The organism is Deinococcus sp. LM3, assembly GCF_002017875.1.
Classification (GTDB): Bacteria; Deinococcota; Deinococci; order Deinococcales; family Deinococcaceae; genus Deinococcus.
The window spans coordinates 2,300,626-2,323,348 of the sequence record NZ_MUFV01000001.1 but is presented as its reverse complement, the minus strand read 5'-3'; the positions used below and the strand labels follow the sequence as shown (position 1 = coordinate 2,323,348).

The 22,723-nt window shown below is 71.1% G+C and carries 22 protein-coding genes; 17 read left to right on the top strand and 5 right to left on the bottom strand.

Annotated features, from left to right (window positions below):
• Positions 1-11: 11 nt before the first annotated feature.
• Entirely contained in the window at positions 12-344 is a 333-nt protein-coding gene (locus BXU09_RS10910) for an Asp23/Gls24 family envelope stress response protein (protein ID WP_055362594.1), read from the top strand.
• Between the two features lie 55 nt (positions 345-399).
• Positions 400-1,986: a DAK2 domain-containing protein gene (locus tag BXU09_RS10905; RefSeq protein WP_078304969.1), complete on the top strand. Its 1,587-nt coding sequence runs from the start codon at positions 400-402 to the stop codon at positions 1,984-1,986.
• Between the two features lie 94 nt (positions 1,987-2,080).
• On the opposite strand, the gene BXU09_RS10900 is transcribed toward BXU09_RS10905, so the two are convergent.
• Both BXU09_RS10900 and BXU09_RS10895 read right to left on the bottom strand, forming a co-directional pair.
• Positions 2,081-4,312, bottom strand: coding sequence for a VWD domain-containing protein (locus BXU09_RS10900; RefSeq protein ID WP_168174585.1), 2,232 nt, complete (start codon positions 4,310-4,312; stop codon positions 2,081-2,083).
• Positions 4,313-4,448: 136 nt separating this feature from the next.
• On the bottom strand, positions 4,449-5,438 hold the full coding sequence (locus BXU09_RS10895; RefSeq protein WP_078302442.1) for an acetamidase/formamidase family protein: 990 nt from the start codon (positions 5,436-5,438) through the stop codon (positions 4,449-4,451).
• Positions 5,439-5,477: 39 nt separating this feature from the next.
• Between BXU09_RS10895 and murF the strand changes: the two genes are divergently transcribed.
• From murF to BXU09_RS10825, 14 genes are all read left to right on the top strand, one after another.
• Complete coding sequence (gene murF, locus BXU09_RS10890) at positions 5,478-6,770, top strand: UDP-N-acetylmuramoyl-tripeptide--D-alanyl-D-alanine ligase (RefSeq protein WP_078302440.1); 1,293 nt, start codon at positions 5,478-5,480, stop codon at positions 6,768-6,770.
• A gap of 68 nt (positions 6,771-6,838) precedes the next feature.
• Positions 6,839-7,594, top strand: coding sequence for a hypothetical protein (locus tag BXU09_RS10885; protein WP_078302437.1), 756 nt, complete (start codon positions 6,839-6,841; stop codon positions 7,592-7,594).
• Positions 7,595-7,955: 361 nt separating this feature from the next.
• The gene (pilM, locus tag BXU09_RS10880) at positions 7,956-9,134 is read left to right on the top strand and encodes a type IV pilus assembly protein PilM (RefSeq protein WP_055362770.1); all 1,179 of its coding nucleotides are present in this window, start codon (positions 7,956-7,958) and stop codon (positions 9,132-9,134) included.
• Positions 9,127-9,819, top strand: coding sequence for a fimbrial assembly protein (locus BXU09_RS10875; RefSeq protein WP_078302435.1), 693 nt, complete (start codon positions 9,127-9,129; stop codon positions 9,817-9,819). The genes pilM and BXU09_RS10875 overlap by 8 nt, the downstream gene beginning before the upstream one ends.
• On the top strand, positions 9,809-10,456 hold the full coding sequence (gene pilO / locus BXU09_RS10870; RefSeq protein ID WP_078302433.1) for a type 4a pilus biogenesis protein PilO: 648 nt from the start codon (positions 9,809-9,811) through the stop codon (positions 10,454-10,456). Before BXU09_RS10875 ends, pilO begins: the two co-directional genes overlap by 11 nt.
• The gene (locus BXU09_RS10865; RefSeq protein ID WP_078302431.1) at positions 10,453-11,607 is read left to right on the top strand and encodes a hypothetical protein; all 1,155 of its coding nucleotides are present in this window, start codon (positions 10,453-10,455) and stop codon (positions 11,605-11,607) included. The genes pilO and BXU09_RS10865 overlap by 4 nt, the downstream gene beginning before the upstream one ends.
• Positions 11,608-11,610: 3 nt before the next feature.
• Positions 11,611-13,632: a secretin N-terminal domain-containing protein gene (locus BXU09_RS10860; RefSeq protein WP_078302429.1), complete on the top strand. Its 2,022-nt coding sequence runs from the start codon at positions 11,611-11,613 to the stop codon at positions 13,630-13,632.
• Positions 13,633-13,738: 106 nt separating this feature from the next.
• On the top strand, positions 13,739-14,887 hold the full coding sequence (aroC, locus tag BXU09_RS10855) for a chorismate synthase (RefSeq protein ID WP_078302427.1): 1,149 nt from the start codon (positions 13,739-13,741) through the stop codon (positions 14,885-14,887).
• Between the two features lie 136 nt (positions 14,888-15,023).
• Entirely contained in the window at positions 15,024-15,683 is a 660-nt protein-coding gene (locus tag BXU09_RS10850; RefSeq protein WP_230284264.1) for a shikimate kinase, read from the top strand.
• Positions 15,670-16,776 carry a 3-dehydroquinate synthase gene (gene aroB / locus BXU09_RS10845; protein ID WP_078302425.1) on the top strand — a complete coding sequence of 369 codons (1,107 nt, stop codon included), beginning with the start codon at positions 15,670-15,672 and terminating at the stop codon, positions 16,774-16,776. The genes BXU09_RS10850 and aroB overlap by 14 nt, the downstream gene beginning before the upstream one ends.
• 25 nt (positions 16,777-16,801) lie before the next feature.
• A complete protein-coding gene (gene aroQ / locus BXU09_RS10840) occupies positions 16,802-17,227 on the top strand; it encodes a type II 3-dehydroquinate dehydratase (protein ID WP_078302423.1) in 426 nt (141 codons plus the stop codon).
• Between the two features lie 412 nt (positions 17,228-17,639).
• Positions 17,640-18,065: a 50S ribosomal protein L13 gene (gene rplM, locus BXU09_RS21470; protein WP_055362765.1), complete on the top strand. Its 426-nt coding sequence runs from the start codon at positions 17,640-17,642 to the stop codon at positions 18,063-18,065.
• Between the two features lie 2 nt (positions 18,066-18,067).
• Positions 18,068-18,469, top strand: a complete 402-nt coding sequence (rpsI, locus tag BXU09_RS10830; protein ID WP_046843115.1) for a 30S ribosomal protein S9 — start codon at positions 18,068-18,070, stop codon at positions 18,467-18,469.
• A gap of 95 nt (positions 18,470-18,564) precedes the next feature.
• Positions 18,565-19,170, top strand: a complete 606-nt coding sequence (locus tag BXU09_RS10825) for an antibiotic biosynthesis monooxygenase (protein WP_078302418.1) — start codon at positions 18,565-18,567, stop codon at positions 19,168-19,170.
• Positions 19,171-19,237: 67 nt separating this feature from the next.
• Here the strand turns inward: BXU09_RS10825 and BXU09_RS10820 are convergent, their stop codons facing one another.
• The 3 genes from BXU09_RS10820 to BXU09_RS10810 are packed head-to-tail and all read right to left on the bottom strand — an operon-like array spanning position 19,238 to position 21,222.
• Positions 19,238-19,705: an NfeD family protein gene (locus BXU09_RS10820; protein ID WP_055362763.1), complete on the bottom strand. Its 468-nt coding sequence runs from the start codon at positions 19,703-19,705 to the stop codon at positions 19,238-19,240.
• A gap of 4 nt (positions 19,706-19,709) precedes the next feature.
• Positions 19,710-20,627, bottom strand: a complete 918-nt coding sequence (locus BXU09_RS10815) for an SPFH domain-containing protein (RefSeq protein WP_078302416.1) — start codon at positions 20,625-20,627, stop codon at positions 19,710-19,712.
• Between the two features lie 22 nt (positions 20,628-20,649).
• Complete coding sequence (locus BXU09_RS10810; RefSeq protein WP_078302414.1) at positions 20,650-21,222, bottom strand: histidine phosphatase family protein; 573 nt, start codon at positions 21,220-21,222, stop codon at positions 20,650-20,652.
• 37 nt (positions 21,223-21,259) lie between these two features.
• Here BXU09_RS10810 and BXU09_RS10805 point away from each other — a divergent pair, with 37 nt between their 5' ends.
• A complete protein-coding gene (locus BXU09_RS10805; protein ID WP_144012074.1) occupies positions 21,260-22,723 on the top strand; it encodes an ATP-binding cassette domain-containing protein in 1,464 nt (487 codons plus the stop codon).

The window sequence follows — 22,723 nt, the reverse complement described above, 5'->3', positions numbered from 1 at the left end:
TGCCCTTTACTGTGACTGGCTCTATTCAAATTACCGAGGCGGCCCTCGCCTCGCTTATCGGGCTGATCGCCCATGAGATTCCCGGCGTGGTGGGCATGGCTCCCGCGAACCTGAAAGAGGGCATCAGCCGGGTGCTGGGCCGCGCGAACGTCAGCGACGGCGTGGTCATCAGCCGCGACGGCAACCGCTTCGCGGCGGACCTGTACGTGGTCGTCGCGTACGGCGTCAGCATTCCCACGGTCGCGCGCAATATCGTGGAGCGTGTGGAACACACCCTGAAAACCCAGGCGGGCACCGAACTGACCGCCATCCGCGTGCATGCCGTCGGGGTGCAGCGTGTCTGACCAGGCCCCCCAGCCCGCCGGGCACGCTGCCCTGACCCCCGCGACCCTGGCGCACATGCTGCGCTACGCCACCGACTGGCTCGGCGTGTACCGCGAGCAGGTGAACGCCCTGAACGTCTACCCCGTCCCGGACGGCGACACCGGCACGAACATGCACCTGACCATGCAGTCCGTGCGGCGCGAACTCGACACCTGCGACGAGAACTCCATGCCCGGCGTGGCCCGCGCCATCAGTTACGGCGCGCTGCTCGGCGCGCGCGGCAACAGCGGCGTGATCCTCTCGCAGCTGCTCAAGGGTTTCGCCGAGACCATCAAGGACGTCCGCGAGATCGACCCGGCCACCCTGACCCGCGCGTTCCAGGCGGCGCAGAAGGTCGGGTACGGCGCGGTCATGAAGCCCGTCGAGGGCACGATCCTGACCGTCGCGCGCGGCGTGGCCGAGGGCGCCGCGCGGCCCCGCGAGACCGATCCCGCCAGGACTGACACCGCCGAGGCCGTGCTGGAACAGGCCCTGTTCCGGGGTCAGGAACTGCTGGACCAGACGCCCGAGATGCTGCCCGCGCTCAAGCAGGCAGGCGTGATCGACAGCGGCGGCCAGGGCTACCTGTACCTCGTGCAGGGGATGCTGGCCGCGCTGCGCGGCGAGGCGCTGCCGCCCGCCCCCGAGATCACCAGTTACGCGCAGGAGCAGTTCGAGAACGAGGAATTCGGGTACTGCACCGAGTTCCTGATGAGCCATGCGACCACCTCCATCGAGGAGATCCGCGAACTCGTCACGCCGTTCGGGGACAGCCTGCTGGTCGTGGGCGCCGAGGGGTACGTCAAGGGCCACATCCACACCAACCAGCCCGACGAACTGCTCGCCACGGTCGGCCGTCACGGCCGGATGCTCAAGACCAAGGTCGAGGACATGAGCGAGCAGCACACCGAGATCCTGGGCATGGCCGGAGCGTCCGCCCGCGCCGAGGAGGAAATCCAGCCCAGCGGACTGGTCGCCGTGGCGAACGGGTACGGCCTCGTGAAACTGTTCCGCAGCCTGGGCGCGCGCATCGTGTCCGGCGGGCAGACCGCCAATCCCAGCGTGCAGGACATCGTGGACGCCGTCCGGTCCGTCAGCGCCGAACGGGTCGTGATTCTCCCGAACAACAAGAACGTCCTGATGGCCGCCGAGAAGGCCATGGAACTCATGGAAGGCCGCGCCGTCGTGATCCCCACCCGCACGCTCGGGCAGGGCATCGGGGCCGCCCTGAACTTCAGCGCGGACGTACCTGCCGCCGACCTCGTGGACGCCATGACCGAGGCCGCGCGCGCCGTCACGACCTTCGAGGTCACGCGCGCCAGCCGCACCACCAACATCACCGTGAAAGACGGCCGCACCCTGGATATCGCCGAGGGCGACGTGATCGGCCTGATCGACGACGAACTCACCCAGAGCGGCGGCACCCCCGAGGAGAGCGTCATGGAGATGCTCAACCGCCACTACTCCGGGCAGGAGATCGTTACGGTGTTCAGCGGCCCGCAGAAAACCCAGGAGGACCTGGACGCCCTGAGCGCCAGGATCAGCGCCGCCTTCCCCATGGTCGAGGTGGAGGCGCACGCCGGCGGCCCCGACCTGTACGACTACCTCGTCACGCTGGAGTGAGAGCCGTGGGGTGAGTGGACCACGTCACCGCAGAGAAAGGCCGGAGGATCCCCCCCTCCGGCCTTTCCGCTGTTCCCCCTGACTACTGTCCTGTTCAGCGGCAGTCCCCGGCGGGCACAGTCACGGTCTGCGTGGTCGTGAAGCGGTTGTTGGCGGTGCTGGCTTCGGGGAAGTAAGCGCCGAAGTTCACGCGGGCGGCGTAGGTGTGCGGGCCGGGCGCCGTGGCGGGCTGCGTGGCGGGCTGCGTGGCGGGGTAGTAGACGGGGACCGTGACGGTCACGCTCTCGCCGGGCGCCAGGGCGGGCAGGCCCACGCCGTTGCCACGGTAGCCGGCGCCCAGGGTCTCATCGCGGGTGTCCACGACCTGCGCGAGGCCCACGTCGCTGCGGGCGGGGCTGGGGGCCGCGCCGACGTTCCGGACGGTCACGCGGGCGTTCACGAGGGGCGCGCCGCCCACGCAGGTGCCGCTGTACGCGGCGCTGAACGCGGTGACGGTCAGGTCCGGCAGGGCCAGGCGCACCTGATCGCGGGCGGGTTGCGTCTCGGCGCTGCTCGCCGCGAAGCGCGCGTTGCCGGTCAGAGCCACGTCGGTCACGCAGCGGTCCAGCAGCAGCGGATCGGTGACGCCCGCCGCGCGGCAGGTCGCCCCGGCCCCGGCTGCGGCGCCGGCCGGGACAACCGCCGGTGCGACCGGGAAGGCCGGATCGTCGAAGCCGCCGAAGCGTTCGCCGGTGTCGTACACGAACAGCGACTCGGCGGCGCCCGGCACCCGCCACGAGTTCCCGAAGGTGCCGTACAGGTCGGCGGGTGTCACGGGGCTGCTCAGGGTCGCGCCGCCGCGCGCAGTCAGGTCGTTGGTGGTCACGCCGTCGAAGTTCCCCCACACGCCCCGCACCCGCCCGCGCCGGGCGTCCGGGAGGGTCAGGCGGGCGTCCAGGTACGCGCCATTGTTCGTGATCGCCAGCCGCTCCCCGCCGGGGAAGTCCAGGGTGTACACGTTCCCGCTCTGGGTGACGCGGTGCCCGCCGCCCAGGTCCAGGCCCCCGGCGGGCACGTTCGTCCGCACGCCCGCCTCGCCGATGCGCAGCGCGGGGATCATTCCGGCGTACACGCCGACCTTCTGCCCGTTCATGCGGGTGGCCACCGCCGTGTTCACGCTGACGACGCTGCTGCCGCCCCAGGGGCGCTGGCGGGCCTGCACGCGGAAGTCGTCGGTGACGCTCTGGGTCAGGTCGAACTCCCCGACCGCCTGGAATTCCAGGGCCGTCTGGTCCAGCGTGATCAGGTGCGGGTCGCCCCAGCTGACCGCCGGGGGGTTCGGCGCGGCGGCCTGCACCGTCACGTCCCGCCCGGCCTCGTTCCCGTTCCGGATCGCCATGCGCGAGTCCGGCGCGAAGCTGCCCACGAACGTCCCGTCGTTGTACGCGTACACGCGGACCTTCACGGTCTGCCCCGCCGGGAGTGTCCCCGCCGGGATGCTGAAGCTGCGGGCCGAGCCGGGCAGGTCCCCGGAGCGCCAGCCGGTTCCCGCGCCGCCCGTCACCCAGGTCGCGGACACCACGAACCGCTGCGGGCTGCTCGCGGACGTCCACGCGACCGGCAGCGCCGCCGACGCCGCGAGGCGGCTGCCCGCCGCCGGGGCCGTCAGGGCGGGCGCTTCCGGCACGACGTCCGACGCGAACACCAGGCACTCGCCCACCCGCGTCAGCAGGTTCAGGGGCGCACCCACCGCCACGGGAGCCGGGAGGGTGCCCTGGTACAGCCCTCCACCCGACGCGGCGAGGTTCAGGCCGTTCACGGTCACGGTCATGGGCACGGTCGCCGCGCCGCCCACCCGCACGTTCTGCGACTGCACGCCCATGTCCGTGCCCTGCACCGGGTAGCGCGCGCACACCAGCGGCCCGCCCGACGCGGGCATCGGCGACAGGGACGCGGCCAGTTTCGCCTCACCCAGCGCCACCACCCGGAAGTCGTACCGCTGCCCGTTCTTCAGGCCCTTCACCCGGAACGACATCGGCCCGCCCGCCTTGCCGGGCATCAGGGGCTGCGCGGTCAGCTTCTGCCCACCCTGGTACACGTCGTACCCGGCCGCCCGCGCGTCACCGGGCCACACCAGCGTCACCGCGCCGTCGTCCGGCAGCACCAGCAGTGGCGGCCCCAGCACGGCGCGCAGCACGTTCGGGTTCAGCACCGGCTGCAGCGGATTGACCGTCCCCTGCGCCATCAGACCCTGTGCCATCAGACCCTGCGCGCCCGCCGTGCCCAGCAGCGTCGACGTGACCAGCCCACCCACCACGGCCCTCAGTCCCTTTCGCGTGTTCAGCATGACTCCTGCCTCCTTCCCGGCATGCCCGCCGAGTTGAGGACAGCGTAGAAAAGCCCCCGTGAGCGGCCCATGATCACCCGCGCCGGGAGCGTGATCAGGCACACCCGGACTGCGAGCCGCTGTCAGCCTTCTGCGGTCAGCCTTCCGCCCCATCAAAGATGTCCAGTGGCAGGAAAGCACTGACGGTGTAGTTGGGGGCGTCCACGATCTGGCTGATCTTGAGGTCCACGCAGGCGCTGGCGAGGACGTAGGCGTCTTCCAGGCTCAGGCCGCGCGCCTCCAGGCGGCGTAGCAGGGCGCGCAGGGCGGTGCGGGCGGCCTCCATCAGGTCCGGGTGGTGGCCGGTGGTGGCGTGCCACGCGCGGCTGTGGCCGCCGCTGGTGGGCGTGGTGAATTCCGGGGTGGTGATTCCGGCCTGCGGTTCGACGTGGACGCGCAGGGTCAGTTGTCCGGCAGTTTCGATGCCGGTGCCGCTGACCTCGCCGTCGCCCTGCGCGCCGTGCAGGTCCCCGGCGGACAGGAGCGCGCCGGGCACCTCGACCGGGAGCCAGAGGGTGCTGCCGGTCACGAGTTGCCGGATGTCCATGTTGCCGCCCACGTGGCGGGGCGGCGCGGTGGGGTGCGGGCCGCTCGCGGCGGGAGCGACGCCGATCACGCCGGGGAACGGTGCGAGCGGCAGGCGGATGCCGGGGCGGAAGTCGGTGTGCGTGCCGGCGCGCAGGTCCCAGAAGTGCGTGTGGGCCGTCAGGCCCTCGGCGGCCAGGGCGGCGTCGAGCAGGCCGATGCCGTCGGGGCGGCAGCCGGTCCAGCCCCACGCGGCGGTTCTTACGTCCAGGATTTCGAGGCGCAGGGCGTCGCCGGGTTGCGCGCCGCGCACGTGAACGGGGCCGGTCAGGGGGTGGCCGCGCGGGCCGGGGTGTTCCGGGTGGGCGTCCGCGACGATCAGGGCCAGCAGTTCGGGCGGGGCGTTCAGTTCGCCGCTCGCGACCCGGCGGGCCACGCCGCCGTCCGAGGCGTCCAGGGTGTGCAGCGTGACGGTGTCGCCGCTGTCGACGGTCAGCGCGGGCGGCAGGGCGCGGTCCCAGACGGTGTGGATGGCGCCGGTCCCGAGGTGGTGGTGGGTCATGCGGGTCAGGATAGGGCGGGGCCGGTATGCTGGTGCGTCATGGTCGATCCTTTCTGCGCGCTGCCCTTTTCCGCTGCTGTTCACCCGGAGGCCCGCCCGGCGCGGCGCCTGACCTGGGATTCGCGTGAGGCGGGCCCCGACGTGGCGTTCGTGGCGCTGCCGGGCGAGTCGATGCACGGGAACCGCTTCGTGCAGGCGGCGCTGGAGGCGGGCGCGCCGTTCGTGCTGACGGACCTGGACGTGCCGCGCGCGGTGCGGGTGCCGGACGCGCACGCGGCGCTGCTGGCGTGGGCGCGGGCCGAGCGGGCGCGCAGTCCGCTGGTGGTGGGCGTGACGGGCAGCGCCGGGAAGACCACCGCGAAGAGTTTCGTGGCGGCGGCGCTGGACGCGCACTTCATGCCGGTGTTCAACACCATGCCGGCCATCGCCTGCTTCCTGATCGAGCTGGGCGGCTCCGGGCGGCCGCTGGTGGTCGAGATGGGCATCGACCGGGTCGGCGAGATGGCCGAACTGGTGGACCTGGTGCGCCCGGACGTGGGGGTGATCACCAGTATCGGCCCGGCGCACCTGGAGCAGCTGGGCAGCATCGAGGGCATCGTGCGGGAGAAGGGCGTGATCCTGCGCGGCGTGGACGGCCGCCCGGTGCGGGGGATGGTGGGCGCGCAGGCGTCCGGGTTCTATCCGGGGGTGGACAGTTACGGGTTCGGGCCGGTCACGCACGCGGGCGAGGACCTGACCGTGACGGCGCAGGGCGCGTCGTTCCGGTTTGCGGGCGTGCCGGTCACGCTGCCGCTGGCGGCGCGGGTGCAGGCCGAGGCGGCGATGCTGGCGCTGACGCTGGCGCAGGAGACGGGCGTGCCGCTCTCAGAGGCGGCCGCGCGACTGGCGGCGGTCAGCGTGCCGGGTGGCCGCTACCGGGTGCATCCGGGGCACTTCACGGTGATCGACGACGCGTACAACGCCTCGCCGGTGGCGGTGCGGGCGGCGCTGGACGCCCTGAGCGGCTGGCCGGGGCGGCGGATCAGCGTGCTGGGGCGCATGCTGGAACTCGGGCCGACCGAGCGGGAGTTGCACGCCGAAGTCGGCGCGTACGCGCGCGAACGGGCGGACCTGACCTTCGGGGTGGGGGCCTTCGCGGCCGAACTGGGCGACCGGGCCTGCGCGACCGTACCGGAACTCGTGGACGCGCTGCTGGCCGAGGTGAAAGGCGGGGACGTGCTGCTGGTCAAGGCCAGCCGGGGCATCAGCTGGACGCCCGAACGGCGCGCTCAGGAGGGCGTGGGGCTGGACGTGGTCGTGAGCGCCCTGCTGGCCGCGCGGGACGCGGGGTAAGGACTGGGGGCCGGCCGGCGTCAGGACGCCCTCACGGGAGGTCCGGGCCGGCGGGTCAGAATGCGGGCATGGTTCCCCGCGCTTCCCGCTCCGGCCGCCCGCGTGCCCTGCCTGTCCTGCTGTTCCTGCCGCTGTGGGTGGCTGGCTGCGCGCCCGCCGCGCTGGGCGAGCTTCCGGCCGGGGCGGCGTTCCGCGCGGCCTTCAGCGATCAGGGTGTGGCGTGGGTGACGTCCGGGCGGGCCTGCGCGGCGCGCGCGCCGTCGTTCCGGGTGACCTGCCCGCCGCTGCCGGCGGCCGTGGACGTCGCCTGGAACGGCCCGGAAGCCTGGGCGGGCGTGCCGGGCCTGGGGGTGATCGTCACGCTGGACGGCGCGGCCCGCACCGTGAACGTGGGGCGCGTCGCGGCCCTGAGTGCCGGGCGGGTGTACCGCGAGGACGGCAGCGCCGTCACGTACGCGGGCGAGCCGGCACGCGGCGTGGCGGGTCGCCCGTCGGCGGCCGTGACAGTGGCGAGCGCGGAGTTCGCGCTGGTGGAGGGCGAGGTTCGCCGCGTGGCGGACGGCGCGGTCCTGGCGCGCGGCGCCGCGTTCCTGACGGTCACGCCGGACGGCGCGGCGGGCAGCTCACAGCCGCAGCTGGTCACGGCGGAGGGCACGTACCGCCTGACGGGCGAACGCCTGGAGCGGCTGGACACGGCCGGGCGGGTGGTGGCGGCCACGCCGCACGGGCCGGGACGGGTGGGGCGGGTCGGGGCGCTGGTCGTGACGGTGGACGCGGCGGGAACGGTCCGGGCCTTCAATGTGGACCTGACCCCTGCTCGCTGAGTCCTGTCGGCCGGCGTCCCGGCGGGCGGGGCCGGCGCGTGAGCAAGATGAAGGTCCGGTGTTTGTGGTGTACTGCGCTCAACCGGATGCCTGCACCTTCACGTTCGGGGTGGGGTGACTCCGGGTCACGCTGCGACCGGCCGGTACGCGTGTCAACCGGACACTGCGGCATCAGTGCGCTCCTGGCGCGACTTTTCCTGTAGTCTCAGGGTGTCAGAGTTCCGTAAGCGCGCGGGTGATTGCATGGGACGGCATGTCCCTTTCAGTCTTCCCGCATCCGCCTTCTCACCCCTGCTCCCTCTGGTCGCGCGCCGCACGCCAGATGAGTGAATGCTAAAATCCGCGTGATCCTGGAGGGAGAATGTCGAGTTTCCTGAACCGCCTCTTAAACCCACGTCCGAATGCCCTCGGCGTGGAAATCGGCACGAGTGCCATCAAGGTCGTGGCCCTGCGCCCCGGCTCACCGCCTTCCCTCCAGCACGCCGTGATGGTGCCCACGCCCATCGGCAGCATGCGCGACGGACTGGTGGTCGAGCCTCAGGCCGTCGCCACCGAACTGAAGAACCTGCTGGCCGAGCACCGCATCACCACCCGTTACGCCGTCACCGCCGTCCCCAACCAGGTGGCGGTGACGCGGAACATCATGGTGCCGCGCATGGACCGCAAGGACCTGCAGGAAGCCATCAAGTGGGAAGCCGAGCGGTACATTCCCTACCCCATCGACGACGTCAGCCTGGACTTCGACCTGCTCGACGACCTCAGCACCATCCCCGAGGACGGGCAGATGGAAGTCGTGATCGCCGCCGCGCCCACCGAGGCGATCGCGCGGCAGATCGAGGTGCTGCGTCTGGCGGGCCTGGAACCGACCATCGTGGATCTCAAGAGCTTCGCGTCCCTGCGCGCCCTGCGAGGCAACCTGCTGGGCGAGCACCTGACCAAGAGCACCCTGACCGGCACGAACTACACCGAGGCCGGCGAGGTGGCGCTGGTCATGGAGATCGGCGCGAGCAGCTCCGTGATCAACCTCGTGCGCGGTGACCGCGTGCTGATGGCCCGTAACATCAACGTGTCCGCCGACGATTTCACGACCGCCCTGCAGAAAGCCTTCGACCTGGATTTCAGCGCCGCCGAGGACGTCAAACTCGGGTACGCGACCGCCACCACGCCCACCGAGGACGAGGAGGACCTGCTGAACTTCGACATGGCCCGCGAGCAGTACAGCCCCGCGCGCGTGTTCGAGGTGATCCGCCCCGTGCTGGGCGACCTGATCACCGAGATCCGCCGCAGCCTGGAGTTCTACCGCGTGCAGAGCGGCGACGTGGTCATCGACCGCACGTTCCTGGCGGGCGGCGGCGCGAAACTGCGCGGCCTGGCCGCCGCGATCAGCGACGCGCTGGGCTTCCGCGTGGAGGTCGCCAGTCCCTGGCTGACCGTGCAGACCGATCAGGCGAACGTGGATACCGGGTACCTGCAGGCCAACGCGCCCGAGTTCACGGTGCCGCTGGGCCTCGCGCTGCGGGGGGTGACGACCCGTGGTTGAAATCAACCTGCTGCCGCAGCAGTACCGCAAGCAGTCGGAACCCAGCGCCTGGCGCTTTGCCACGTACGCCCTGATCCCGGTCACGGTCGCCGCCATCCTCATTCCGGAGGTCGTGACCGCCACGCGCGCCGGGGACCTGCGCAAGCAGATCGACAGTCTGAACGGCGAGGTGACGGCCCTGACGCCCGTCAACCAGGAGTTCTCGGAACTGTCCCGCGAGAAGACCGAACTGGAACAGATCACCTCCATTGCCACGCAGTTGCGCGAAGGCAAGACCTACTGGACGAACGACCTCGCGGCGTTCACGGCGCAGCTGCCGGCCGGCAGTGGCGTGGCCGTGCAGAACATGACCATCAAGGCGCTCGACGCGGCCGCCCTGAGCGCCCTGCAGCAGGGCGGCGTGTACAGCGGCAAGAATGTCACGCGCGAGATCGACCTGACCGGCTCGGCCGCCAGCCAGCAGGCGGTCGTGGGCTTCCTGCGGACCTTCGAGAACAACCCGAACTTCGGCGTGAACTTCCGCTCCATGCAGTCCGACGACGAGACCGGGCAGTACACCTTCAACGCCAGCGTGGGCATCGTTCAGCCCGTCGCGGCGACCGACACCCCGGCCGACCCGAACGCCCCGGCCACCGCGCCCGCCGCTCCGTCCGGCAGCGCGGAGGGAGGCCCCAGTGTTAACTAAACTCTCGCCGCGTAACCTGTTCCTGGCGGCGCTGGGCCTGTGTCTGGTGATCCTGGCGCTGTGGTACACCATGCGCTTCCAGCCCCGGCAGGCCGAGATCAGCAACCTGCAGGGCGAACTGGACACCCTGAACTCCCGCGTGGTCGTCCTGCGGGGCAACGCCAGCCGGGTCCCGGCGCTGCGTGAGGAAGTCGCGGCGCTCAAGGTGCAGCAGGACGAATTCCTGGCGGCGCTGCCGCAGACCGCGAATTTCGGCGGGGTTCTGGACGAACTGCGCCTGACGTCCAGCGCCGCCGGGGCCAGCATGGACAGCTTCAACGTGCAGAGCGGCAACGCGACGGGCCTGCCGGCCGGCGTGCGGCCCATCGGCCTGAACCTCAGCGTCAGCGGCCGCTTCGCGGAGCTGTTCCAGATGCTGCGCTCGGTCGAGACCATGAGCCGCTTCACGAACGTGAACAACCTGAGCCTGCAACTGCCGGAAGCCACCAGCCTCGACCCTGAACTGCAGGGCACCATGAGCCTGACCGTCTACACCTTCGATCCCGCCCAGGCCGCTGCGACCGGCACTCCGGGCGCCCCGGACGCCGCGCCGGCCGCGCCCGCCGCTCCGGCGCCCCCCGCAGGAGGCACCCAGTGACGCGCGCGCCCGTGAAACTCTCCCGAGAAATGAAGGTGCTGCTGGGCCTGCTGCTGCTGGTCGCCGCGATCGGCGTGTACTACCTGCTGACCAAGCCCAGCGCCGACGACCTCGCCAGCCAGCCGCAGCCGCCCGTCGTGACCGGCGGTTCCGGCGACGACACCATTCCGGTCACGCCGGCCGAACCCGACCCGGCCACCGGCGAGACGCCGGGCGTGGCCGTGCAGCCCGACGCGCAGGTGGAAGTGGAGGTCATCCCGCCCTTCCCCACCGACGGCACCGTCACGGACCCCGCCACCCCCGCACCGGGCGACGTGCCCCCCACCCCGGCCGGCATCAACCCCGAGGCGACCCTGGCCGCCGTGCCCGGCAACAACCCCTTCCGGCCGCTGCAGGTCACGGGAGACGACAGCGCCCCGGCCGGACAGACGCCCGCCCCGACCCCTGTCACGCCTGACACGACGGCCAGCGTGCCGCAGCCGGTCACTCCGGCCGTGGATCCGCTCGGCACCACTGGCGGTCCGCTGGCCATCAGCCCTCTGCCCGGCGCGAATGGTTCGGACAGCAGCGACGGCGGGGCCGTTCCGGTACCGGTCATCCCTGGCGGCGACGGCAGCACCGGCCCGGTCGCGCAGCCCGTGGTCGTCACCCCCATTCCCGGCGGCGACCCGATCGTGGTGACTCCGGGCACGCCCGCACAGCCCGACCCGGCGCCGCAGCCCGCTCCGGTGAAACCCCCGGTGGCCGGCGTAAGTGTTCCCGGCGTGACCAGCATCCCGGCCCTGACCGCCAGCAACGCAGGCGGCAGCACGAACGGCGGCTCGAACACTGGCACGTCCGGCGCGGCTCCCACCACGGCGGCCCCCGCACCCGGCACGCCGCAGGTCATCACGGACCTGGGCAGCGGGAACGCCAGCGTCCCGGCGCTCAATGCACTCGACGCCTTCGTGCAGACGCAGGAACTGGCTTTCAACGCCGTGGTCCTCGGGCCGGTCAACACCGCCATCTTCCGCAGCAAGGACGGTTTCGTGGTCGTCTCGGTCGGTCAGACCCTCCCGGACACGCAGGTGACCGTCAAGGAAGTCACGGCGACCGGCGCCACGCTGAGCCTGGGCAACAACTCTAGAACCCTCGAACTGGACAAAAGGTGAGCCATGACTAAACGCTTCGCATTCCTCCTGCTGACCGCCGCGCTGGGCATGGCCGCCGCGCAGACCTCCACTCCGGCCGCGCCGGTCACGCAGACCAGCGCCAGCGCCGACCCGGCCCTGACACCCGCGAACGTCACCATCGAGATCGGCCGTTACGGCGGCCCGCTGTCGAGCCTGCTGTCGGCACTCGCCAAATCGGCCGGGTACGGGCTGATCCTGGATACCAACGTGGACGCGCTGCCCTCGGCGGCCGGTACGGCGGCCCCCACCACCGAGGCAGGCACCGGCACCGCTGGTACGCCAGCCGCGACCGGCACGGCCCGCCCGGTCGTGTACTCCTTCCAGAACAAACCCTTCAACGAGGTCTGGCCGCTGCTGATGGACGTGTACGGCCTGAGCTACGACGTGGTGCGCCTGAGCGGCGAGCCGGTCCTGCGGGTCAGCAACACGCCCATCCAGCGCAGCGTGACCCTGAAGAACGCGGACGCCACGCAGGCCTCGCAGCAGGTGAAACTGTTCTTCGGGACGCCCACGTACAGCGAGACGCCGCAGCGCGACGCGCAGGGCAACACGACCGGCGTCCTGCGTACCCTGGCGGACGTGAAGCTGGATTCCGCGACTCTGCGGATCATTCCGGATGTGCGCAGCAACAGCGTGATCATTCGCGGCACGAACAAGGAAGTGGCCGAGGTCACGCGCCTGCTGGGGCAGCTGGACAGCACGCCCGGCGCCGGCACCAGCACCACCACCACCGAGACGCAGACCGTGCAGCGCGTGTACGCCGTGAAGGGCGCGCAGGCGGACATCGTGGCCGTGCTGGCCGCGCAGTACCCGGGCCTGAAGGTCACGCCGGTCGGGCAGACCGGGCAGCTGGTGATCACGGGACCGCAGAACCAGCTGGACGCCGCCGTGACCCTGCTGGGTCAGGTGGACCGCGTGGCGCCGGTGGTGGCGGGTGCGCAGATCACGCAGCGGGTGTTCCAGCTGGTGAATGCCAGCGCCGAGGAGGTCAAGGCGACCCTGGAAGGCACGCTGGCGCGTGAGCTGAGCACCGGTTCGATCGTGCCGAACGCCACGCTGATCGACCCGACGACCGGGCAGCCGTACACGACGGGCGCGCTGGCGAACGCACCGCTGAACCCGGCGGCGAGTGCGGCGGGTACCGGTACGGCCGCGACCGACACCAGGGCCGCCACCGCGTCGATCATCGCGGACAAGCGGACGAACACCCTGATCGTGCGCGGCACGGCGGATCAGGTGGCGCAGGTGGCCGACCTGATCCCGAACCTGGACCAGCGGGTTCCGCAGATCAACGTGCAGGTCCGCATCCAGGAGATCACGGAGACCGCCAGCCGCAGCCTGGGCATGGACTGGAAGGCAGGCTTCGGGGGCTTCACGGTCAGCGCGGGCAGTGGCGGGCTGGGCGCGGCCTTCGATCCGACCCGCAGTCTGGTGGGCTTCAACCTAGGCGCGACCCTGAACACCCTGCAGGGCCAGGGCCTGAGCAAGAGTGTGTACGACGGCGCGATCACCATGCAGAGCGGTCAGCGGTCCCTGGGCAGCGGGACCAGCACGCAGAACGCGTCGGGTTCGGCGGCGGCGACCATCAAGAGCGGCGGGCGTCTGGAGCTGAACATTCCGTCGACGGCGGCGAACGTGGCCCCGATTCAGAAGCAGATCGATTACGGCGTGAACCTCGACTTCTTCGATCCGCAGGTCGCGCCGGACGGCACGATCACCATGCGGGTGCGCGGCCAGATCAACGACCTGCGCACGACCATCACGGCGGACACCGTGCCGAACCTGCTGCAGTTCGTGAACAGCGAGGCTCAGACGACCCTGACCTTCAAGAACGGCGAGACGCTGCTGCTGAGCGGCCTGCTGAAAACCACCGAGAGCAACAACCGGGACGGCGTGCCGTTCCTGTCGACCATCCCGGTGATCGGTGGCCTGTTCGGCCGGGAAGCCACCAAGAGGGAGCAGACGCAACTGCTGGTGGTCATCACCGGGACGGTCGTCAAGTAACGCCCCGGATTCACTCTGCCCCCCTCGCCGCGCTGCGGTGCGGGGGGCGTGTTTGTTTGGTCATGCCCTCCGCGCGGCGCGCGGGGGGGCGCTACAGTCCGGTGGTATGAGGTACTTGACCGCCGGGGAGTCGCACGGGCCGCAATTGACGGCCATCATCGAGGGGCTGCCTGCGCAGTTGAATCTGGGCAAAGGGGACATCGACCCGTGGCTGCGCAGGCGGCAGGGCGGGTACGGCCGGGGCCGGCGCATGGTGATCGAGACGGACGAGGCCGAGATTCTGAGTGGCGTGCGGGCGGGCCGCACGACGGGCGCGCCGGTCACGCTGGCCATCGCGAACAAGGATCACCGGAACTGGACGGAGATCATGTCACCCGAGCCGGGCGGCGAGCCTCGCAAGAAGGCCCTGACGGACGCGCGGCCCGGTCACGCGGATCTGACGGGCGGCATCAAGTACCGGCACCGGGACCTGCGGGACGTGCTGGAGCGCGCCAGTGCGCGTGAGACGGCGGCGCGCGTGGCGGTGGGCAGCGTGGCCCTGAAGCTGCTGGGCGAGCTGGGCGTGCAGGGCGCGAATTACGTGGCGAGCCTCGCGGGGATCGAGACGCGACAGGCGTTCTCCTGGGACGCGCTGGACGCCATCGAGGACAGCGACCTGCGCACGCCGGACGCGGACGCCGCCGGGCAGATGCGTGAACGGATCGATCAGGCCAAGAAGGACGGCGACACGCTGGGCGGCATTCTGGAGGTCCGGTTCCGGGGCCTGCCGGTGGGACTGGGATCGTTCGTGCATTACGACCGCAAGCTGGACGGGCGGATCGCGCAGGCGTGCCTGAGCGTGCAGGCCATGAAGGGCGTCGAGATCGGCCGGGCCTTCGAGAACGCCACCCGCCCCGGCAGCGGCGTGCACGACGCGGTGTACTACCGCGAGGGGACGTACGCGCGTGACACGAACGGCGCGGGCGGGCTGGAGGCCGGCATGACGAACGGCGAGGAGCTGATCGTGCGGGTCGCCATGAAACCCATCGCCACGCTGATGAAGCCGCTGCCGACCGTGAACGTGGTGTCTCACGAACCGTCCGACGCGGCCCGTGAGCGCAGCGACACGACGGCCGTTCCGGCGGCGGGCGTGGTGCTTCAGTGCGCGGTCGGGTGGGTGCTGGCCGAGGCGATGCTGGAGAAGTTCGGCGGCGACACCCTGCCCGAGTTGCAGGAGCGCGTGGCGGCGGCCCGCGCCTTCGCCCAGGCGTACTGAGGCGGGTCGCGTGCTGAGTGACACGCCGGGCCACCCGGCGGGCGAGGTGGCCCTGGCGGCGTTCCGGGGGGGGCTGGAGGCCGCCCTCGGCGCGCACCTGCTGGAGGTGCCGGCCGAGGCGCTGCAGGAGGCGGGGCTGTCAGAGGGTGCATCCGTCACGCCGCCCGGCGGGGATTCCCTTACACTGTCCCCCATGTTCAGTTCCGGCCTCATCGAGCGCCCCGTGTCGTGGGTGGCGCTGGCCGGTTTCATGGGAACCGGCAAGAGCCGTATCGGCTGGGAGCTGTCGCGGGCGCTGGCGCTGCACTTCGTTGATACCGACAAGCTGATCACGCGGGTGGTCGGCAAGACCATCCCCGAGGTGTTCGCGCAGGAGGGCGAGGGGTACTTCCGGGCCTGCGAGCACGAGGTCGTGCACCGCGTCACCCGCCTGGAACACGCGGTGATCAGCCTGGGCGGCGGAACCTTCATTCAGGAGGAGAACCGCCGCCAGTTGCTGGAACGCGGCCCGGTCGTGGTGTTGTGGGCCACGCCGGAGACGGTGTACCAGCGCACCAAGCACAGCGACCGGCCGCTGCTGCGCGTCGAGGATCCCCTCTCGACCATCCGCTCGATGATGGACGAACGCGAACCGGTGTACCGGCAGGGCACCATTCACGTGCACAGCGACGGGCGCCCCAGCGAGGAGATCGTCGAGGAGATCATCGAGCGGCTGTGGGCCTGGGCGGACGCGCAGCACGCCTGGGCCGCGCAGGGCGAAGCGACCACGACGGGGGATCACCGTGCGGCGGATTGAGGTCGGCCACGCCGGAGAGCCCGGAGCCTACACGGTCACGGTCGGCGCGGACCTGCTGGCGGGCCTGCGCGTTCCCGAGCGGCACGTGGCGCTGATTCATCCGGAGGACCTGCCGCGTGAATTCGTGGCGCAGGTGCAGGCGGCGCTGAATCCAGCCGTGACGATCGAGGTGCCGGCCCGTGACGACTGCAAGACCCTGGACGTCCTGAGCGGCGTACTGTCTCGGCTAGCCGGGGCGAACATTCCCCGCGACGGGGCGGTCGTGGGCCTGGGCGGCGGGGCCGCGACCGACCTGGCGGGCTTCGCGGCCGCGAGTTACCTGCGCGGCGTGGCGTTCTACACCCTGCCGACCACGCTGCTGGGCATGGTGGACGCCGCCGTGGGCGGCAAGACCGGCGTGAACCTGCCGGAAGGCAAGAATCTGGTGGGGGCGTTCTGGCCGCCGCGCGCCGTGTGGTGCGATACCCGCACCCTGGCGACCCTGCCCGGCGCGGTGTTCCGCGAGGGGGCCGCCGAGGCCTTCAAGCACGGCCTGATCAGTGATCCCAGCCTGCTGGCGCGCGTGCTGGACCCCGAGTTCCGGCCCGGCGGCGCGCTGCTGGAAGACACCCTGGCCGACGCGATCGCGGTGAAGGCCGGCGTGGTGACCCGTGACCTGACCGAACGGGGCGAGCGGGCCTACCTGAACTTCGGGCACACGCTGGCACACGCGCTGGAAGCCGTCACCCACCACGGGGCGGCGCACGGCGACGCGGTCGGGTACGGCCTGCACTACGCCGCGCGGCTCTCCCGCGCGCTGGGCGGCGAGGACCTGACCACCCACACGCGGGCGTTCCTGCGCTGGCAGCGGCCCTCTCCCCTGCCGGCCCTGACCTACGACGACGTGGCCCCGTTCATGGCGCGCGACAAGAAAGCCGACGCGGACGGCGTGCGCTTCGTGCTGCTGCGCGCCGTGGCCGACCCGTACCTGACCCGCGTGCCCGAGAGCGTCCTGCGGACCGAATTCACGGACTGGCAGGCAGACCTCGCAGACCTGGGTCTGGCCGCCGCGACCCCGCCCGCCGCTGCGCTGCACAACCCCGCGCTCACCTGACCCGCCGGGACGGTAGGCTGGGGCCATGCTGCTCGTGCTGAACGGCCCCAACCTCAACCGCCTCGGCCTGCGGGAACCCGGCGTGTACGGCTCCCAGACCCTCGAAGACCTCGAACGGCAGTGCGAGGCCTGGGGCGCGGAACTCGGCACCTCTGTCACCTGCCGCCAGAGCAACTACGAGGGTCAACTGATCGAATGGATCCACGAGGCGCAGGAACAGGGCTTCAGCGGCGTGGTCATCAACCCCGGCGCGCTCACCCACTACAGTTACGCGCTGCGCGACGCCATCGCCGGGCAACCCCTGCCGGTCGTCGAGGTGCACATCAGCAACGTGGACGCCCGCGAAGAGTTCCGGCATACGAGCGTCACGGCCGCCGTGTGCCACGGCAAGATCAGCGGCCTGGGCTTCCTGGGCTACCGCCTGGGCATGGAAGCGCTGATAGAGGCGTGATCCGGGGCATGTGACCCGGAAGGTCGCCTGTCCCTGTTGCGGTCAGCCGACTCTCACGGCCGCCGGTGAGTTTGAAGTATGTCCGGTCCGCACCTGGACTGCACCTAGAAACGACGAGACCGGCGCGCCCCTACACCCCGACGGGCCGGGTGACACCAACGGCCTTTCGACGGCAGAGGCCCGGAAAAACTGGGCGGCTCACAGCCGGATGGAACTTGCATCCGCGTGGCGGCCTCGCCGGGCACTGCAACAGGGCGCTTGCCCCCAGGCCCCCGAATCTGATACCTTGACCTTTAGTGTCTCGTGCTTGGTAGGGCCGAGGCGACCGGGAGGCACCCGGACACACACGTTTTCGTCTCCCCGTCGGAGCGGGGTGTGTCGCAGCCAAATCCCATCTTCATGGAGTTTCACGGTGAAAACCTACATCCCCAAAAATGACGAGCAGAACTGGGTCGTTGTGGACGCAACGAACGTGCCCCTGGGCCGCCTGGCGACGCTGATCGCGAGCCGCATCCGTGGCAAGCACCGCCCCGACTTCACGCCGAACATGATTCAGGGCGACTTCGTGGTCGTGCTGAACGCCGAGAAGGTCGCCCTGACCGGCAACAAGCTCGATGGTAAGGTCTACACCCGCTACAGCGGCTACCAGGGTGGCCTGAAGACCGAAACCGCCCGCGAGGCGCTGAAGAAGCACCCCGAGCGTGTCATCGAGCACGCCGTGTTCGGCATGCTGCCCAAGGGCCGTCAGGGCCGCGCCATGCACCCCCGCCTGAAGGTGTACGCCGGCGAGACGCACCCCCACGCCGCCCAGAAACCCCAGACGCTCGAGGTCAAATAATCATGGCGATTCAGCAACCTGAACAGTTCTACGGCACCGGCCGCCGCAAGAGCGCCGTGGCCCGCGTGTTCCTCCGCCCCGGCGAAGGCAAGATCATCGTGAACGGCAAAGAGTTCCAGACCTACTTCCGTGGTCTGCTGCGCGCCGTGCACGCCCTGCAGGCGTTCCGTGAGACCGGCACCGCCGGCCGTTACGACGCCGTGATCACCGTGGTCGGCGGCGGCCCCACCGGCCAGGCCGACGCGATCAAGCTGGGCATCTCCCGCGCCCTGCTGAAGGTCAACCCCGACTTCCGCGCGCAGCTCAAGCCCAAGGGCCTGCTGACCCGCGATCCCCGCGAAGTCGAGCGCAAGAAGTACGGCCTCAAGAAGGCCCGCCGCGCTCCCCAGTTCAGCAAGCGCTGAATCACGGACCGTTGCGACCCCCGCCCCCTGTTCGGGCGGGGGTTTCTCTTATTCCCGGAAGGTGTGGCGGGCGGGTACGGTAAACTGCGGGGCTGATGTCTGCCCACCTTGACCCCGCCACTCCTGATCCGTCCCCCACCGCCGCTCCCCCGACCGGGACGGGCATCACCCTGGTCGTCACGGAGCGGGTGCGCCGCTCGCAGCTGGAGGCGTACGAGGCCTGGGCACGGCGCCTGCACGTCCTTCAGGGGGCGCAGCCGGGCTTCGTGGGGCTGCATGTCCTGCGGGACCTGAGCGGACCGGTCGCGGAGTACGTGACGCTGGTGCGTTTCCGGGACCGGGCGTCGCTGGAGGCGTGGCGGTCGTCGCCCGCCTACCGCGAGGCGCTGACGGAACTGGACCGCTTCACAGCGGGTGAGGTCGAGTACCGCGAGGCGCAGGGGCTGGAGGCGTGGTTCGACCGGCCCTCGCGGTTGCCGGCCCCGCCACTGTGGAAGAACGTCATCGTGGGCGTGGTGGGGGTGTACCCGCTGATCATGCTGTTCGCCACGCTGCTGCGTCCCCTGACGGCCGACTGGCCCGGCTGGGCGGCCACGCTGGCGACGGCCACGCTGTCCACCATCTTCCTGAACTGGCCGGTGCTGCCGCTGCTGTCACGGACGCTGCGGCCCTGGCTGTACCCGGTGCGGCGCGGCACGTAAACCGGGAAAAACAGCAGGCGCGGCCAGAGCAGATGCCCTGGCCGCGTGCCGCATTCCCTGAGTCAGCTCAGGTCCAGGTGCCGTTGACCTCGCGGACGTGCAGGGTCGCGCCGTCGGCGGCGACGATCAGGACCCGCGCTCCGGCGGGCGTGTCGGGGCCGGTGGCCCGCCACTCACCGTCCGCGACGCGCACGCGGCCCACGCCGTTCTCGATGGCCTGCGTGACGGTCACGGTCTGCCCGACCAGCCGGCCGCTGCCCTGGTTCAGGCCGTTCGCCTCGGGCGAGTCGGGCAGCAGGCGGCTCAGGTAGCGGCGGCCCAGCAGGACGCTGGCGACACTGAGGACCGCGAACAGCAGCAGTTGCACGGCGACCGGGACCGGCAGGACGAACACGACCAGTCCCAGGGCGAAGGAGGCCAGGGCCAGCCACACGAAGAACACGCCGGGCGCGGCGACTTCCAGGATCAGCAGGAGCGCGCCCAGCACCCACCAGTGCCAGGGCTGCACGCGTTCCAGGGTGGGCAGCCAGTCCACGCGACTAGGCCTTGCGTCCGAAGGCCTCGCGGGCCACTTCCGCGATGCCCTGCAGGCTGCCCAGCACACTGACCGCCTCGACGGGCAGGATCAGGGTCTTCTGGTTGGGGGACGTGGCGATCTCTTTCAGGGCGTCCACGTAGCGCTGCGCGACGAAGTAGTTGATGGCCTGCACGTTCCCGGCGGCGATGGCCTCGCTGACCATGCGGGTCGCCTCGGCCTCGGCCTGCGCCTGGCGTTCGCGGGCCTCGGATTCCAGGAAGGCGGCCTGGCGGCGGCCCTCGGCGTTCAGGATCTCGGCCTGCTTTTCACCCTCGGCTTTCAGGATGGCGGCCTGCCGGAAGCCCTCGGCGTCCAGGATGTTGGCGCGTTTCTCGCGTTCGGCCTTCATCTGGCGGGCCATGCTGGCGACCAGATCGGCGGGCGGCTTGATGTCCTTGACCTCAATTCGCGTGACCTTGATGCCCCACGGGGCGGTGGCCTCGTCCACCACGCCGAGCAGGCGGGCGTTGATCTGGTCACGGTTGCTGAGGAGTTCGTCGAGGTCCATGCTGCCCATCACGGTGCGGATGTTGGTCATGGTGAGGTTGAGGCTGGCCTGCTCGAGGTTCCCGACCTCGTAACTGGCCTTGGCGGCGTCGAGCACCTGATAGAACACGACGGCGTCCACGGTGACGAGTGCGTTGTCGCGGGTGATGACTTCCTGGCTGGGAACGTCGAGGACCTGTTCCATCATGTTGACCTTGCGGCCGATCCGGTCGATGTACGGAATGATGACGTTCAGCCCTGGCGACAGGGTCCGCAGGAACTTCCCGAAGCGTTCCTGCGTCCACTGGTACCCCTGAGGCACACTCTTGACTCCGGCGAACAGCGTGACGATGACCAGCAGCAGCAAAACGCTGACGAAAATAGTGAATCCCATGGTGCCTCCTGTGTACTGCTCCTTACGCGCCGGGCAACGCGTAAGTTCCCTGCGGAGGCTGGGACGGCCAGGAAACGGTCACGTGGCCCAGCAGCGGCAGCGCCTGCCAGACCGCCCAGGGATCGCGTCCGGTCAGGTGCGCGGCCAGGAGGCTGATGACGGTGCCGTGCGCCACGACCGCCACGCACGGCTGCGGGTGGGCGGTCATGACGGCCGTGACGGCATTGGTGAACCGTGTCAGGGCGTCGCGGGCACTCTCCTCGCCGCTGACGACCTGCTCCGGATGATCGAAGAAGCGGCGGATATCCGCCTCGAACGCGGCCGGATCGGGTCGCCAGGGGGCCGTGTAGCGCAGTTGCTCGTGCAGGCCCTGCATGGGCCGCAGCGGTGCGCCCAGCGCGGCGGCCAGTCCCTGCGCGGTAGCGTGCGCCTTGGGTTCCACACTGCACGCCACGAGGTCCGGGCGGGGGTAAAGGGCCGCCAACAGGGTGGGCAGGCCGGTCAGGGCGTCCTGTGCCAGCGGCCAGTCGTGCGCAGGCACCTGCGGGTCGATGTGGGGACGGCCATGCTTGATCAGGTGCAGGGTGCGGAGCATGAGCGCAGAAGAGCACGCGCCCGCTAGACTCGCGGGCATGACGGCGCTGGTGACCCTGAAGGACGTGACGGTGGTGGCCGGGGGCCGCACGCTGCTGGATAACGTGACGCTGGAGGTCACGCGGGGTGAGGCGCTGCTGCTGCGCGGCCCGAACGGGGGCGGCAAGACCTCGTTGCTGAGGCTGCTGTCGGGCGAGGTCGCCCCGCTGCGCGGCGAGCGCCTCTACCGGCTGGGCGGGCAGGAGCAGCGGTCGGCGGTGCGGGCGCGGCGGTCCCTGGCGGTGGTCGGGCCGGACGCCGAGGCGTTCTACCTGACGCGCGACTGGGCGGTGACGGTGCGGGACCTGCTGCTGGGCGCGGCGCGCGGCGAACGCCTGAACCTGTGGGAGGCCACCCCGGCCGAGGAGCGGCGCGTGGCCGACGTGGCGGCCCTGACCGGGCTGGGGCCGCTGCTGGAGCGGGACGTGCGGACCCTCAGTCACGGGCAGCGGCGGCGGGCGGTGCTGGGCGCGGCGCTGATGCCCGCGCCGGAACTGCTGCTGCTGGACGAGTTCACGGACGGCCTGACCGGCGAGGCCTGCGCGGAACTGGGCGGCGTGATTGCCGCCGTGCACGCCTCGGGCGTGGCGGTCGTGCTGGCCTCGCACCGGCCGGAGGAGGCGCCGGACCTGCCGTGGCGGACACTGAGCGTGCAGGGAGGCCGGGTCGGGATTGCCGCTGGGCAGGCCGCGCCCACGGCAGACTGGCCGGCACTGCCCTTGCCGCCCACGGACGGTCTGCCGCGCGACCTCGTAACCGTCAGCAAAGCCGAGGTCTACCGCAACGGACACCGCGCCCTGGGGCGACTGACCTGGACGTGGCGCTCGGGGCAGCACTGGCTGGTGACCGGCGAGAACGGCAGCGGCAAGAGCACCCTGGTCCGCCTGATCGCCGGGGAACTGCACCCCGCCCTGGGCGGGCAGATCACGCGGCCCTTCCTGCCCCGCGACCTGCTGAGCGACCGGCGACGCGGCACTGGGCTGGTCAGCGCGGAACTGGGCATCCGGCAGCGGCGCGAGTGGACGGGCCGGGACGTGATCGGCAGCGCCTGGGACGGCACCGAGGGCTTTGCGCACACCCTGGACGCCGCGCAGCACGCCGAGGTGACCCGGCTGGCCGCCGTCCTGAACGTCACGGACCTGCTGGACCGCCCGGCCGACACGCTCTCGCAGGGGCAGTTGCGGCGGCTGCTGCTGGCCCGCTCGGTCGCGCACCGCCCGCGCCTGCTGATCCTCGACGAGGGCCTGGACTTCCTGGACGCCGGGTCACGCGCCGCGTTCCTGGGCCTGCTGCCGGACCTCGTGCGCGGCGGCACGCACCTGCTGGTCGTCGCTCACCGCGCCTCCGACGCGCCGGACGGCCTGACCCACCACCTGCACCTGTCGGCAGGCCGCGTGGCGTTCTGCGGGCCGCACCCGCCGGGAAGCGCGTCAGATTCGGCTCACCTTCAGGCACTACCCTGA